The 14307-nt window shown below is 59.9% G+C and carries 10 protein-coding genes and 4 pseudogenes; 5 read left to right on the top strand and 9 right to left on the bottom strand.

From position 1 onward, the window contains the following. Positions 1–14 precede the first annotated feature (14 nt). A complete protein-coding gene (locus P0D96_RS17455) occupies positions 15–164 on the bottom strand; it encodes a tyrosine-type recombinase/integrase (protein WP_408285923.1) in 150 nt (49 codons plus the stop codon). On the opposite strand from P0D96_RS17455, the gene P0D96_RS17450 reads away from it, so the two are divergent. Beyond that, positions 148–369, top strand: coding sequence for a SymE family type I addiction module toxin (locus tag P0D96_RS17450; protein WP_408180189.1), 222 nt, complete (start codon positions 148–150; stop codon positions 367–369). The genes P0D96_RS17455 and P0D96_RS17450 overlap by 17 nt on opposite strands. A 296-nt stretch (positions 370–665) precedes the next feature. Here the strand turns inward: P0D96_RS17450 and P0D96_RS17445 are convergent. Then, positions 666–1205, bottom strand: a pseudogene (locus tag P0D96_RS17445) (glycohydrolase toxin TNT-related protein); the annotation flags it as partial. Positions 1206–1412: 207 nt separating this feature from the next. Next, complete coding sequence (locus tag P0D96_RS17440) at positions 1413–1562, bottom strand: tyrosine-type recombinase/integrase (RefSeq protein ID WP_408285923.1); 150 nt, start codon at positions 1560–1562, stop codon at positions 1413–1415. Between P0D96_RS17440 and P0D96_RS17435 the strand changes: the two genes are divergently transcribed. Then, positions 1546–1767: a SymE family type I addiction module toxin gene (locus P0D96_RS17435; protein ID WP_408180189.1), complete on the top strand. Its 222-nt coding sequence runs from the start codon at positions 1546–1548 to the stop codon at positions 1765–1767. The genes P0D96_RS17440 and P0D96_RS17435 overlap by 17 nt on opposite strands. Before the next feature lie 296 nt (positions 1768–2063). Here P0D96_RS17435 and P0D96_RS17430 read toward each other — a convergent pair whose 3' ends face one another. The 5 genes and pseudogenes from P0D96_RS17430 to P0D96_RS17410 all read right to left on the bottom strand — a co-directional run bounded on the left by P0D96_RS17430 (position 2064) and on the right by P0D96_RS17410 (position 10965). Further along, positions 2064–6212: a glycohydrolase toxin TNT-related protein gene (locus tag P0D96_RS17430; RefSeq protein ID WP_408314520.1), complete on the bottom strand. Its 4149-nt coding sequence runs from the start codon at positions 6210–6212 to the stop codon at positions 2064–2066. Positions 6213–6299: 87 nt separating this feature from the next. Next, positions 6300–6731: a DcrB-related protein gene (locus P0D96_RS17425; protein ID WP_408314518.1), complete on the bottom strand. Its 432-nt coding sequence runs from the start codon at positions 6729–6731 to the stop codon at positions 6300–6302. A gap of 170 nt (positions 6732–6901) precedes the next feature. Beyond that, positions 6902–8719 (bottom strand): annotated as a pseudogene (locus P0D96_RS17420) (type VI secretion system Vgr family protein); the annotation flags it as partial. A 175-nt stretch (positions 8720–8894) separates the two neighbouring features. Next, a pseudogene (tssF, locus tag P0D96_RS17415) lies at positions 8895–10782 on the bottom strand (type VI secretion system baseplate subunit TssF). A 15-nt stretch (positions 10783–10797) separates the two neighbouring features. Continuing rightward, positions 10798–10965 carry a hypothetical protein gene (locus P0D96_RS17410; protein WP_408314517.1) on the bottom strand — a complete coding sequence of 56 codons (168 nt, stop codon included), beginning with the start codon at positions 10963–10965 and terminating at the stop codon, positions 10798–10800. A gap of 408 nt (positions 10966–11373) precedes the next feature. On the opposite strand from P0D96_RS17410, the gene glgA reads away from it, so the two are divergent. Then, positions 11374–12963, top strand: coding sequence for a glycogen synthase GlgA (gene glgA, locus P0D96_RS17405; protein WP_408314515.1), 1590 nt, complete (start codon positions 11374–11376; stop codon positions 12961–12963). 52 nt (positions 12964–13015) lie between these two features. Here glgA and P0D96_RS17400 read toward each other — a convergent pair whose 3' ends face one another. Continuing rightward, positions 13016–13171, bottom strand: coding sequence for a hypothetical protein (locus P0D96_RS17400; RefSeq protein ID WP_408314594.1), 156 nt, complete (start codon positions 13169–13171; stop codon positions 13016–13018). Between P0D96_RS17400 and P0D96_RS17395 the strand changes: the two are divergent. Together P0D96_RS17395 and P0D96_RS17390 are read left to right on the top strand one after the other, a co-directional pair. Beyond that, positions 13107–13433, top strand: a pseudogene (locus tag P0D96_RS17395) (DUF1254 domain-containing protein); the annotation flags it as partial. The gene P0D96_RS17400 and the pseudogene P0D96_RS17395 sit on opposite strands and share 65 nt — an antisense overlap. A 113-nt stretch (positions 13434–13546) precedes the next feature. After that, positions 13547–14278: a DUF1254 domain-containing protein gene (locus P0D96_RS17390; RefSeq protein WP_408180194.1), complete on the top strand. Its 732-nt coding sequence runs from the start codon at positions 13547–13549 to the stop codon at positions 14276–14278. The last annotated feature ends 29 nt before the right edge of the window (positions 14279–14307 follow it).

Genomic DNA, 14307 nt, shown 5'->3' with positions numbered 1-14307 from the left:
TGGACCCGTTGGAGCTACTCCACCGACGCCACCGTGTAGATCTGTGTGCTTGGCAGCAACGTATGCCCCAGCATTGCCTGAATGAACCGCGTATCGGTTCCGTTGTTCAGCATGTGCGTGGCCATGTGACACGAGCCTGTCTTGTGAATGCCGGCGCCCTCCATCATCCGCATCACGATGTGCGCCAAGTACGACGCGGCAATCCAGCAGTCGCGGCGCCACCGGCGCAACGGGAGAAGTCCCACCATCCCGTCGCTTTATCCGTGGATGAAGCTCGCCAGACGATGGATCGAGCACGCCGGATTTGAAGCAGGGCAGCGCGTCCGAATTGCAGTCGAACAGGGACGGCTGACCATTACCGCCAAATGAATGGCAAGGGCTGCACACGCAGCCCTTGCCACCGAACTTGGATTCGCCAAATTGGCCAGTCACGCTCATGTGACAGCTAGTGCCCCAACATGTGCTTCAGCCTCTTAAAAAAAACCTCACATGCCTCGGCTTCATCCACATATGATTGCTCCTCAGTCCGATGACCACGCTCGCTATAAAACACTTTCCAAATAGACCCTTCGTAAATCAAACAAAGCGATTCATCTAAAACTTCATCAACCGAATAACTGTCATTCGGAAAATTGGACGATAAAAGCAATTTAACAAGCTCGTTTTTATCCACAACCTTTACCTATCCCATTTTTCACTTCGCGCAAATGACCAGAATCAAGCAGACTTTGCACAGATTCTGGCAATTTATATTGTTTCCCCAAACCAAGCTCACCAAACCATGGTGCAATCTTGCTTGATTCAACATTCTCTATTGGCTTGATCACCTCATAGATATTATACGGTTTCAAATCCGACCCTGGCGGCAAGGCTCTCATAGGGTATGGAGTTCCAACTGGAGATGTGTAGCTGCCTCCCGAATAACCGTAACGATCTATAAGCGTACCAGGTTCCAACGTAATCTTACTAACCGGACCAAATGCTCCATCATTAGGCGGCCAGTAAGAAACGATTGCGTTACTCAACCCCCACGGATCAATCCACGAGATTGGATTCGTTGCATACCGATAAAGATTCAATCCCCCCGCAAGCCCAATCGGATCCTGACTGACAAACCGCCCCGTTCCCGGATCATAGTACCGGAACGTGTTGTAATGCAGCCCGGTCTCCTCGTCAGCATACTGGCCGGCGAACCGTAGCGGCTCATCGAAGACCCTGTCATCGCGCCACTCAGCCCCTTGCTAGTGCCTTTTTCGTCACTCACTTTTTTCTGACGCGTCCTCAGCCGCTTCAGCGTCGATAGCCGCTAACAGCGAAACCGTACCGGCCACTTCGGCGTCGTCCTCAATCTCCGGCTCATGCATCACGCCATCGACCCGCGACGGGTGTGTTACCGCGTGGACCCGTTGGAGCTACTCCACCGACGCCACCGTGTAGATCTGTGTGCTTGGCAGCAACGTATGCCCCAGCATTGCCTGAATGAACCGCGTATCGGTTCCGTTGTTCAGCATGTGCGTGGCCATGTGACACGAGCCTGTCTTGTGAATGCCGGCGCCCTCCATCATCCGCATCACGATGTGCGCCAAGTACGACGCGGCAATCCAGCAGTCGCGGCGCCACCGGCGCAACGGGAGAAGTCCCACCATCCCGTCGCTTTATCCGTGGATGAAGCTCGCCAGACGATGGATCGAGCACGCCGGATTTGAAGCAGGGCAGCGCGTCCGAATTGCAGTCGAACAGGGACGGCTGACCATTACCGCCAAATGAATGGCAAGGGCTGCACACGCAGCCCTTGCCACCGAACTTGGATTCGCCAAATTGGCCAGTCACGCTCATGTGACAGCTAGTGCCCCAACATGTGCTTCAGCCTCTTAAAAAAAACCTCACATGCCTCGGCTTCATCCACATATGATTGCTCCTCAGTCCGATGACCACGCTCGCTATAAAACACTTTCCAAATAGACCCTTCGTAAATCAAACAAAGCGATTCATCTAAAACTTCATCAACCGAATAACTGTCATTCGGAAAATTGGACGATAAAAGCAATTTAACAAGCTCGTTTTTATCCACAACCTTTACCTATCCCATTTTTCACTTCGCGCAAATGACCAGAATCAAGCAGACTTTGCACAGATTCTGGCAATTTATATTGTTTCCCCAAACCAAGCTCACCAAACCATGGTGCAATCTTGCTTGATTCAACATTCTCTATTGGCTTGATCACCTCATAGATATTATACGGTTTCAAATCCGACCCTGGCGGCAAGGCTCTCATAGGGTATGGAGTTCCAACTGGAGATGTGTAGCTGCCTCCCGAATAACCGTAACGATCTATAAGCGTACCAGGTTCCAACGTAATCTTACTAACCGGACCAAATGCTCCATCATTAGGCGGCCAGTAAGAAACGATTGCGTTACTCAACCCCCACGGATCAATCCACGAGATTGGATTCGTTGCATACCGATAAAGATTCAATCCCCCCGCAAGCCCAATCGGATCCTGACTGACAAACCGCCCCGTTCCCGGATCATAGTACCGGAACGTGTTGTAATGCAGCCCGGTCTCCTCGTCAGCATACTGGCCGGCGAACCGTAGCGGCTCATCGAAGACCCTGTCATCGCGCCACTCAGTCCCTCTGAATTCCCCAAAGCCAGAGAAGCGGGGCTCCCACGCCACATCGCCGCTCCCGCTGGTGACGTCGTACACCTGACCGTCGTCGTGCGCGTGGTGATGCCAGACCATGCGCCGACCACCGGCACGACACTTTCCGTCAACGCTGACGACAGGCTGATCCACCCGCGCCATCGGCCGGTAGGGCGAATCCGGTGAGTAGACATAGGTGCGCACCGTCTCATCGCGCAGCACCTGCACCATACGCATGCCTTCCCACACAAAGCGCGTCTCGTCGGTGAGCGGGCTGCCATCCGCTGCCATGCGGCGCGTGACCTTGGCCGTTCGTCGACCGATCGCGTCATAGTGATAGGCCGTGCTGTGCCCGCCATGCCGACCCTGACCCGAAGCGCGAACCATTCGCCCCTCGTCGTCGTAGACGAAGTCCTGGACCATGCCGTCCTGCACCCGGCGCGTGAGCTGGCCAAAGCCGTCGTAACTGTAGCCGGTCCCCCGGAAACGGCCCAGCAGATCGTCCAGAATCCGGCTGGCCGTCCGGTCGCGCGTCGCGTCAATCAGGTTGTCCGCGGCGTCGTAGATGTAACTTTCGTGTAGCCCCTCCTCGTCGTGACAACCCGTCATCCGACCCATCACGTCGTACGCGTAATTCACGACGCTGCGCCCGTGCCGCCCGCCGTCATGTCGGGTCACCTGATGCAGGTTGCCGGCAAGATCGTACTCATAGGCCGACCCGCGCGGCTCGCTGCCCATCATGCCCTGCCGTCCGGACCGCTCGCTCAGCCGCGACACCGTCCGCCCGCGCGGATCGTAAGCCGTCCGGCATATGCGAGGCCCCTGCGTGCGTTGCACTTCGCGGTGCAGCGCATCGCGTTCGATATCGCTGAGCGTTTCGCCGTCCAGACTGATCTGGTGGACGTGCCCCGAGCCATAGTGCAGCATCGAGATTCTCTGGCCCAGAGGAAGATGGCGTTCGGTCACGTTGCCGAGCGCGTCATGGCGCGACTCCGAACGCTGGCCGTCCGCGGTTTCCGCCACCAACCGGCCTAGCGCATCGTACTCAAAGGTCAGCTCGCTGGCGAGGATACCCAGCGCCATGCCGGCGGCACCCGGCTGCCTGTGAACGGCCGTCACGCGATCGAGCAGGTCATGGCTGTAGCGGGTGACCGAACATCGGCCGTGTTTGGACACCAGTCGGCCAGCCGCATCCCGCTCGAGGCCGATCGACTCCGATTCGCCCTGTCGGCCCGACATCGTCTGTGCGATCGCTTCGCCATTCAGGTTGTAGTGCAATTCGCGCCGCACGCCGTTCAGCCGGACTTCATGGGTCATGCGCCCCATGGCGTCGTAAGCGAAGCTGTAACTCGCCGCGTTCGCGTTGGTCAGCCTGACCAATTGCCCGTGCGGATCGTAGCAATATTCAAGGCTGCGCCCCAACCGGTCCGTAAAACGGTCTGGTTGCCCGCGCGGGCTGTAGTCCCACCGGGACACGTGCCCCAAAGCATTACTGTGCCGGCTGATTTGCCCGAGCGCGTTGTACTCGAAAGTCTCACGGGTGCCGTCGGCATGAACGACGGTTCCGACCGCTCCGCCCGCGTTCCGTAGCAGTTGAGTCACCTGTCCGAGTGCATCGGTCTGGCGGACCAGCTCGCCCTCCTCATTCCACACGTAGCGCGTGGTCGAACCGGAGCAGTCCGTGCGGCTCAGGAGCAAACCGTAGCGCTCATCGTAGGTGAACCTGCTCGTGCCGCCGCGTTCGTCGGTGTAACTCGTGAGCAGCCCTTGCCGGTCGTGTTCGAACCGCGCGACCTGCCCCAAGGCATCGATCCGCTCAACGGGTAAGCCCTGTTCCGTATGCTTCCATTGCCAGACGCTGCCATCAGGAAGCGTGTCGCTCGCCAGTCGCAGCGTTTTCAGGTGATACGTGCTTTGCCAGACCCGTCCCGTGGCGTCCACCGTGTCGGTTACGCGACCCAGTGCGTCGTAACCCAGGCGCTGCACACGCTCATCGGGAGATTCGACGCGCACCAGTTGCTGGTGCCCGTCATACTCGAACTGGTAACACGCGCCTAGATAGTCGGTCCATTGCGTCACCAGATGATCCGCGTCGTACTTCCAAACCTGCGTACCCTGGTCTTCGCTGCTAACGCGCGCCTGCCCTGACTCAATGTCATAGGTAAAGGCGTACTGCTCACCGGAACCGGTGCTGTGTTCAACCACCCGCCACCCGTCGTCGTACTGCGCATAGCGATAATCACAGGTGAAGCCGAGCGCGTTCACATGCCGGGTCATCAATCCGTCGGTATAGGCGAACTGACGCTCCAGTTCGTCGGTCCGGCCACGCACGCGGATCAACTGCCCATTGCCGTCATAGCCGTAACGCACGAGATTGCGCCTCGCACCGTCGATCCGGTCGACACCCGTCAGACGGCCGTCGTGATGCTGCAATTCAAGAATGACATCCGCGTCGCTGCGCACTTCGACCAGCGCGCCGTGTTCATCGCGACGGAATTCGATAAAGTGTCCGAACTTGTCCTCGATGCGCTCCAGCACGTGGCGCCCTTTCAGCGGTTCCGCGCTGAATCCGTAAAAGGTATCGTCCAGGCCGTTCAGGATATAGCGGCCATCCAGCGCATGAGACAGATAGAGTTGCTCAAACGGGTTGTACTGGTACTGACCGGTCGGGAGATCGTCAAAGCCGACTTCACGCCCCTGAAATCCCACGTATTCGAGACCACGGCTACTGCGTTTCAGGTGAATGTCCCAGTTATGCTGCCAGCCACGGCCCAGCATGCCACCCGTGTCAATCGCGCTGGAATACGAGCGCGAACCGAAGAGCGGCAGCAGACCTGGCATGCTGAAATCCAGTTCGTTGGTGAGAACTTTCTGGCCGGTCGGGACGTGAACCGGGTGACCAAACAACCCGGACAGCCCCTCCATGACTTTTGAGCCAACGTAGATTCCCGCCACCTGGCCGGCGATGAATTTCAAAGCGCATGGCGCCGTTGCCTTCATGCCGTTCTTCAGCGCGCCAGCCAGCCCGCCTGCAACGCCCGCAACCATGAACAGGCCGTTTTTCAGATTGACTGCCCACGGCGGTATTTCGCTGGCAACGGCTATTTCACAAGCCTTGTCGCTGCCAAAAAATACGCTCTTCGATCCCTTTGCAATCGTCGCGCCGCATTGAATCTCGTCGCCTTTACGCGCCGCAACGTGCTGATTGATAAAGACGGTGCTGGCACCGCAGGCCACCGGTTCGTGCGGCGTATCCTGGCCGCACATGGCGACGCCTATCTGGGCGGGAACGGCCGCGCGCCCGTTGACGAACACATTGGGCGAACCCGCTGCAATCGTGCCAGTTGTACTGGCGAACATGCTTCCTATTCTGGTGGCGATATCAACAATCTGTTCGGCAATCATGCTAGCCAGAAAGCCCGCAATAAAGCCGACAAGAAATGGGCACGCGAACGTCAGCATTGCCACGGCAAAAATCAGCGCTGCCCCAAGGATCGCGCCGATCAGGAAGCCAGCCAGGGCTGACGTGTGCTGTATCTCGTCTCCAACACGTGCTGCTTCAAACATGCTCCTCCTCTTGACCCGGGTTCCGAAAACGGGGCGCCTTGCGCGGTGCGACACAGGATTGACCTGCTGAACGGCATCGACAGTCGATCAGGCCGGTATGAACGTATCGATCATTCGCCGCCAGATCGCTAACTGAGCTGAAGTGAAGGGAACCGTGTTGGTCGCGGTGAAGATAAGCGCCTTGCCATTGGCGAGGAGAATCGCGCATTGCCGCTGATAAACAGACTTGCCATTGCTGTTGTAACGGGTCTCAATCTCGATGCCGTCTGCGTCGCAACCGGCAAGCACGACTGTCTCGCGCGACTTGATAGACAAGCCCTTGATCTTCCGTTTCAGCAAGCCGATCTGGCGGTCGACATATTCATCAAGGGTTTCATCGTGCCGGGCGGTGTCACGCGCCACCTGAAGATTGGAAAGACCGTCCGTCAGCGGCTCCTGCACGAAGATATTGACCGTTCGGTCGGTGTAGCCAGCAGGCAGGGTGATACTGCCTTCATCCATCGCGTAATGCACTGTCATCGTCTGTTCGGGAGGCGGGTTGGAAGTTAGCAGTTAAGATTTATCTTGCTGCCTTTCATATTCGTCTCGCCCGTGGATTTGCTGTCGATCGTCTTTGAGATCAGACTGAGCAGCTCCGGGGTCAGGACGACGGTCGTCCCCTCGACAACCAGTTTGATCTGCGTTTTCGCGGAGATCGTCACCGTGCCTTTCTCAGACGTCACGCTGATATTCCCCTCCGTCGAGGTCTGAGAGATGTCATGCTTGATGGTCTCCGTGTGCTGTCCGTTGACGGTCTGTGTCCGGTCGCCCTTCACGGTTGTCACTTCCTGTCCTTTGACGATCTTCGTCCGGTCCGCACCGACCACATGCGTCTCGTTATTCTTGATGGTGCTGTTCATGTCCTTCTCGGCCTGCAACATGAACTCTTCCGAACCCTGCGTATCGTCAAAGCGAATACCGCTGTAATTCGATTTGCCACCCTTCATCGAGCGGCTGATGATCCCACTCTGCGTCGCACTGCCCGGCAGCGTCCACGGCGGCATGGAAGCCGCATTAAAAACCCGCCCCGTCACGATCGGCCGGTCAGGATCGCCATTCTCGAAATCGACGATCACTTCCTGACCCACGCGCGGTATGTTCACTCCGCCGAAGCTGCTCCCCGCCCACGGATACGACACGCGCACCCAGCACGATGAGTTCTGGTCGTTCACGGGCGAATGGTCCCAGTGAAACTTGAGCTTCACCCTGCCGTACTTGTCAGTCCAGATTTCCTGCCCGGGAGGTCCTGTCACGATCGCCGTTTGTGGACCCGTCGTACGCGGTTTGTCCACCGTGCGCGGCGCGCGGAACATCGTGGTCGCCGGCTGCACCTCGAACGTCGTGTTGATGCTGTATTGGCCCGCGCCGGTTTGATCGCCGGTTTCTTCCGCTATCACCTTCGCGCGGATCACGAGGTATTCGCGGTTCGCCGCCTCCTGGGGGTAACCGGCGAGCGTAAAGGTCGTGCCGCACACGACGTTGCGCAGATGGCCCTTGCCCGTAGCACGCTCGCCTTGGGCGCGGATTTCTTCCATGCGTACCCGTGCGAACCGTGCGCCCTGCATCGGGTCGGCATAGTCGCCCGGCCACTCATAAACCGTCAGCTGGTTATGCGAGGTGTCCCGCGGCAGCGCATTTTCCACCGCCAGCTTCGCACCCGGCTGCGTGAAGTCGAAATCGTCGGTGGTCCAGATGCCCGACTGGATGCTTTCGGTCGTATCGAAGTGTCCGACGTGCTCGCGATCGACCTTGTGCCCCGGTGGGTAGTACCACAGCGTCTGATACGCGACGCTCTCCACGGGTTTGTGCGCACCGAGATTGTCGACGAGCACCATCCGGTGCACCTCCCTGGAGTGCTCGTAAAACCAGTAGATGCCGTGTTCAGTCATCAGGCGCTGAATAAAGGCGAAGTCCGACTCACCGTACTGGACCTGATAGACCAGCTTCGAATACTTGCCGCCCAGACGCTTGACATAGCCGTAGAGATAATTCGCCTTGAGCACCTCGTCAATGATCTCGACTACCGTCTTATTCTGGAAAATCCGGTAATCGGTGCGCCGCTCGGCAAGCACGATCCACGGCTGCAGTTTCAACCGGTAGAGGTACTGGCGGTTCAACTGACTCACCAGACTCGCCGCCGTAACAATGCCGCTAATCTCACGTATCCCGGCACCGAGATTCGCAGCGCCGCCGCCGACGACGCCCGGCACGAATGTTCCCATGCCATCGAGCTGGATGGTGACAGTCAGCTCCTTGCCAATCATCGCCTTCAGGTCGAAGTTGGCAGCCGTGCTGTCCGGCAGCAGCGGATCGACCGGCGTGACGAGGCTCAGCTCGTATTCGTAGATTGTCGACAGGGCTTCTTCGCCCGCGATAGCGCGTAGCTGCAATGCCGGCTCGCCATCGGGCAACGTCGGCAGCGCCGCCCCGCTGACCGTCAGCGTACGTGGCGTCACAAAGTTCAGCATATGCAGCTTCCTTGCCGTGCGACCGGCTCGCCACACGCTGCGTCAGACACGTCGCCCTTACCGCACGTCATGACGCGCCTTTTCATCAATCCTTGCATTTTTGTAGCGATCCTAATTATTTTGATCCAAATCAAGACACTGCTTCTCACTGCCTATCCCTGAATTGCACGATTGTTCAGGTCACCCCACGCGTGCCCATGCGCACCGGCCACCCCGCGACGCGGCCGCGCTGCACCGAATGCAGTTCGGTCTGAGTAAACGAATGGCCCGATACGTGTCGCGCCAGATAGTGTTCAAGGATCAGGCCGAACAGATAGGGGCTGACGCCACCCAGACCGGACTCGTCAACGGTCAGCGTGCACGCGATGCCGCGCCCGAACACGAGGTCGTTGGACGGCGGAAGCTTGCGTGTCACCGGCCGGCTCCCAACTGACACCAGACTCCCGATCTGCTGCCGGTAAGCCGTGTCGTCCGCGGCGAGGAACAGTCGCAGCAGATCACGCAGGCCCGCGCCCGACGCCTCGTCAGGTTGTGCTCCCAGCGTGAGGTAGTTGAAGTTCAGTTGGCGGATCAGCGACCAGGCCGCCTCACGCTCTGCATACGGTGCGCGGGGGACACTGGGCGCGCGGATCAGGCCCACGTGCTGAACCGGTGAGGATTGCACCAGCGTGAGATCGCTAACGCCGTTGCACGGGATCAGGTTGGGCAGGTCACGGTTGGTTAGCCACGCGTCAATCGAGAGGTAACGCATGCGCAGTTCATAGGGCCGCTCGTCCTGGTCCACTAGTGAAACGAAAGCCTCCGTGCCGATGTACGGCGTGCGCGTCCCGTAACGGCGCAACGAGTCTGACGTCTGCTGGCGCTCGCGACGCAGCGTAAAAAACCGCCTGTGATTGCCCTCGTCGTTAGTCAGCGCCCGATACAGCGGACGGAACTCAAGTGGCTCCGATGTCTCGCGGACCTGACCATACAATGCCGCGACCGAGAACACTTCATAGTCCTGCGGCGCGAGCTGGTCAGGCACCAGTTGGAATTCAGCGCCTGTGCCGTGCACTTCCACCGGATCGGATCTGTTCCTGAACAGGTTGACGACCGGCGTGCAGAACAGCGCAAATTGCGAGGCATCCACCTGCTCCGCCAACGCACCGGGTGAGCGCTCCAGCAGCACGACAATTTCCGCTTCGCATCCGCGCACCTGGCGCAGGCCTGCATGGAGGCCGGTCAGTGTAAAAAAGTAGAAACGCGACGGGCATGCCGCAAACTCGTGCAGCAGGTTGTGTCCGTGAAACTTCGGCGCAACGAGTGGCAACAGCCCTTGTCCGGCATCAAGCCCCTCATGAACCACCGCCTTGTCGCTCACCGCGTGAAAGACACTGCCGGGCGTGCCGAACTGTCCTGGCTCGCCGATGATCGATGCGAGTCCAGCTGCGTGCAGCAGTTCGAACAGGTGTGACGCAGTCCGCTCGTCGCCCGCCAGATAAACCGGCAGGCGGTTCAGTCCCTGGAGGCTGGCGATCGGTATGGAATTCGTGGTGCGCAGGCGCAGCCGCAGAGCGCCCCGAACCTCGGCGCCGTGGCGCACGTAACGATCGAGCGAGGGAATGTCTGGCGGGATGCCGGTCAGCCGCGCGCCGGTGATCTCAAGCGGATACAGCGTCACGTCCTGGCTGCTGCGGAACTGGCAGGGCGTATTCTCGCCATCGAGCACACCACTGATAAACGACGCACCGCGTGCGATGTGCAAACCTTCGGCAAGATTACCTTCGTCACTGCCCGGAAACAGTCGGGCAACCGCCATGGATGGCGTGGGTGCAGCGTAGTTCGGATAGACGACTTCGAGCAGCCGTTCCGTGAGGCGGAAATTCAGCATCGAGCCGCAACTGCATGCGTGCGGACATGAAACAGAACGATTCAATCAGCCGCTCGACGTATGGGTCGCCAATCTCACCCGCCTGCATGCCCAGGCGCCGGGCAATCTTGGGATGGGCCTGTGCGAATTCGCCCGCCAGCTCACGCATGTAGAGCAGTTCACTCGTGTAGTACTCCAGCAGTCGCGGGTCCACTTTGGCTCCGTTTCATCAAGTCCGGGGGCAGGTACGCACGAGCGTTTCGCCGTGACACATTCTGCGGTCACGCCAGGCGGCACGGTTGGATATCGACGACGAGCCCACTTCGCTCTTAAGTCTCTCGCCGCTGCGATCGGCGATCTCGTCCAGAATCTTTGCCCGTCTTTTGTCGCTGTTCATTCCGCCTTTCCGTTCAAAACCCTCGCCCAGTGGCCTCATGGATATGGCCAATCCTGGTCACCTTTCCAGACCCACGTGTGCCCCGAGACAGAACAACAAGGCTAACCGATATTCATCTGATGAATTGTCAAGATGTGCAACGATGAAGCGACGCCAAGCGACGCATCCGATGCTTAACTGTGGAATGTCAAATCTACACACGGATGCAAAAACGCTTTCCAGGAGGGAAGCGTCAAGACAAAAAAATAGGCCTTCCAGGCCAAACAATCGCTCACCCGCACTGCAACACAAACCCTCCTCACTGCCCTTATAAAACCACGGACCTCAGGCACACCGCTTGCTGGAATGACGCGTCCGCGAATCCCACCGCACTGTGCAAGTGCACAAAACCCGTCCTTGGGGGCCACTTTGCCGCTTAACGTTCTTCTTGTCGCTTCCGAAGCCCTGCCGCTCGCCAAATCCGGCGGCCTCGGCGATATGGTCAGCGCATACGCCGCCGCTCTGCGCGATGCCGGCGTCGATGTCTCGATCCTGATGCCCGCTTATCCGGCCGCGCTCGAACGCGCGGCCGACGTCGCGCCGGTCGCGCGCATGACCGGCCTGCCCGGCGGCGACGCCCGGCTGCTGCGCGGCCAGATGCCCGACACCGGTGTGCCGGTGCTGCTTCTGCAGATGGATCACCTGTTCGCGCGCGAAGGCCTCTATCGCGATCCGCAAGGGCGCGACTATCTCGACAATCTCACCCGCTTCGCCTCGCTCGCGGCGGCCGCCGCGCGAGTGGCGCGCGGCGGCCGCAACGTGAAGCGCCCCGACATCGTGCATGCGCACGATTGGCATGCAGGATTGACGCCGCTCTATCTGCGGCTCGCGGGCGTCGCCGCGAAAAGCGTCTTCACGATTCACAACCTGGCGTTCCAGGGCAATCATCCGCTTGCCATGGGCGGCTGGATCGGCGTGCCGCCCGAATTGCTGGCGCCCGCGCTCTCCGATGAACGCAGCATCGAGTTCTATGGTTCGCTGAGCATGATGAAAGCGGGCATCGTCCATTCGGATCGCGTCACGACGGTGAGCCAACGCTATGCGCGCGAGATCCTGACGCCGCACTTCGGCCACGGCATGGAAGGCGTGTTGCAGGCGCAGGCCGGCAAGCTGTCGGGCATCGTCAACGGCATCGATACCGCCGCCTGGAACCCGGCCACCGACAACCAGATCGCGCGCCCCTATTCCGTCGACGACACCGCCGGCAAGCAGGCCTGCAAGCGCGAACTGCAACAGGCCTTCGGTCTGACGCGCGATCCGTTCGCACCGCTGGTCGCCATCGGCAGCCGCCTGACCGAACAGAAGCTCGCCGATGTCGTCGTGCATACGTTGCCGGCGCTGCTCGAACGGCATCCGCGGCTGCAGTTCGCGATTCTCGGCCAGGGCGAGCACGGTCTCGAACAGGCGCTGCGCGACGTCGCGGCCGCATGGCCGGGACGCGTCGGCGTGCAGATCGGCTACGACGAGCGGCGCGCGCACATGCTGCACGCGGGCGCGGACATTCTGCTGCATGGCAGCCGCTTCGAACCCTGTGGACTCACCCAGCTCTATGCGATGCGCTATGGCACGATTCCGGTGGCCTCGCGTGTCGGTGGCCTGGCCGATACGATCGTCGACTATGTGCCGCACGATCCTCGTGGTGAGCAGCGAGCGACGGGCTTCCTGTTCGACGGCGAAAGTCCGGACGACGTGATGCACGCGCTCGGCCGCGCATTGGCTGCGTTCGTGCAGCCGTCGTCGTGGCACGTGTTGCAGCGGAATGCGATGAGCCGCGATTTCGGTTGGGATGCGTCGACCAAGAACTATCTCGCGTTGTATGCGGATCTGGTCGATGCACGTCCGGCGCTGCACGATACGCGGGTTCGCAAGACCCCGGTTCGGGCGCGTACGGCGGCCTCGGCAGGTACGCGCAGGGAAGAGTTCAACGCGGGCGTCGGGGAGATGGCGCGTAGCGCGTGAAGCGCATGAGGCACTCGGGCGTGCTTTGGCGCGCTATGCTATACGGCATTCCTTACGGCACCCCGATGGTCAATTCGTACGCCGTCATGTATGCGTTTTCGGTGGACACCACCAACCCGCAATACAAAGGCCCGTTCAATTCCATCCTGAACATCTCGCGTGTCTTCACGCCGGACGACACCGCCTTCGTCACGCCCAACTCCGACACGCCCTATTCGTTCGCCGGCCTCGATCTGCGCGCGGAACCGGTGGTCATCACGGTCCCGCCGATGGACGCGAAGCGCTACTTCGTGTTCCAGTTAATGGATCTCTATACGTTCAACTTCGCCTATATCGGCAGCCGCACCACGGGCAACAACGGCGGCAAATTCCTGATCGCGGGCCCGCGCTGGAACGGCCAGACACCGAACGGCATCACTCAGGTGATCCGCTCCGAGACTGATCTCGTGAACGTGGTCGGACGCACGCAGTTGTTCAACCCCGACGACCTCGATAACGTCAAGAAAATTCAGGCGGGCTACAAGGTGCAAACGCTGTCGGCATACACCGGCAGCACGCCGGCACCGACCGCGCCGCCGGTGCAGTGGGTCAAGCCGATCGCACCGGCCGCCCGCTCGAATTCTTCAATCAACTCGCGTTCGTGTTGCAGTTCGCGCCGGTCAATCCGAGCGAGGCCGGATTGCGCAACCGCCTCGCGCAGATCGGCGTGGTGCCCGGCAAACGGTTCGATGCGAACGCGCTCTCGCCGGAGCAGAAAGCGGCATTTCAGGCCGGCATGCAGGATGGCCAGAAGGCAATCGACGACAAGCGCGCGTCGCTCGGCGGCAAGACCGATACGCTATTCGGCTCGCGCGAGTCTCTGAAGAACGACTACGTGGCGCGCGCCACCGGCACCCAGGTCGGAATCGGCGCGAACTCGCGTGAGGAAGCGCTATATCCGGTGCTCGACAAGGATTCGAGCGGACAGCCGCTCGACGGCAGCCAGCGTCGCTATGTGCTGCGCTTTCCGAAAGGACAGTTGCCGCCTGTGAATGCGTTCTGGTCGGTGACCATGTATGCGCTGCCGAGTCAGTTGCTCGTGAAGAATCCGATCGACCGGTATCTGATCAATTCGCCGATGCTGCCGCAACTGAAGAAGGATCGCGATGGCGGTTTGACGATCTACATCCAGGCGAATTCGCCAGGCAAGGCCAGGGAGGCCAACTGGCTGCCGGCGCCGGAAGGACCGTTCATGATCACCATGCGGTTCTACTGGCCAAAACCCGTGCTGCTGGATGGCAAGTGGAAGACGCCGGTGGTCAAGCGGGTGAAGTAGTTGGAATCAAGCGTGCGTGGCGTGAGCCG

This window comes from Paraburkholderia sp. RL17-347-BIC-D, from assembly GCF_046027915.1.
In the GTDB taxonomy this organism is placed as follows: Bacteria; Pseudomonadota; Gammaproteobacteria; order Burkholderiales; family Burkholderiaceae; genus Paraburkholderia.
Note: the sequence above shows the minus strand (reverse complement) of the source record. Positions and strands in the feature narration are given on the sequence as shown.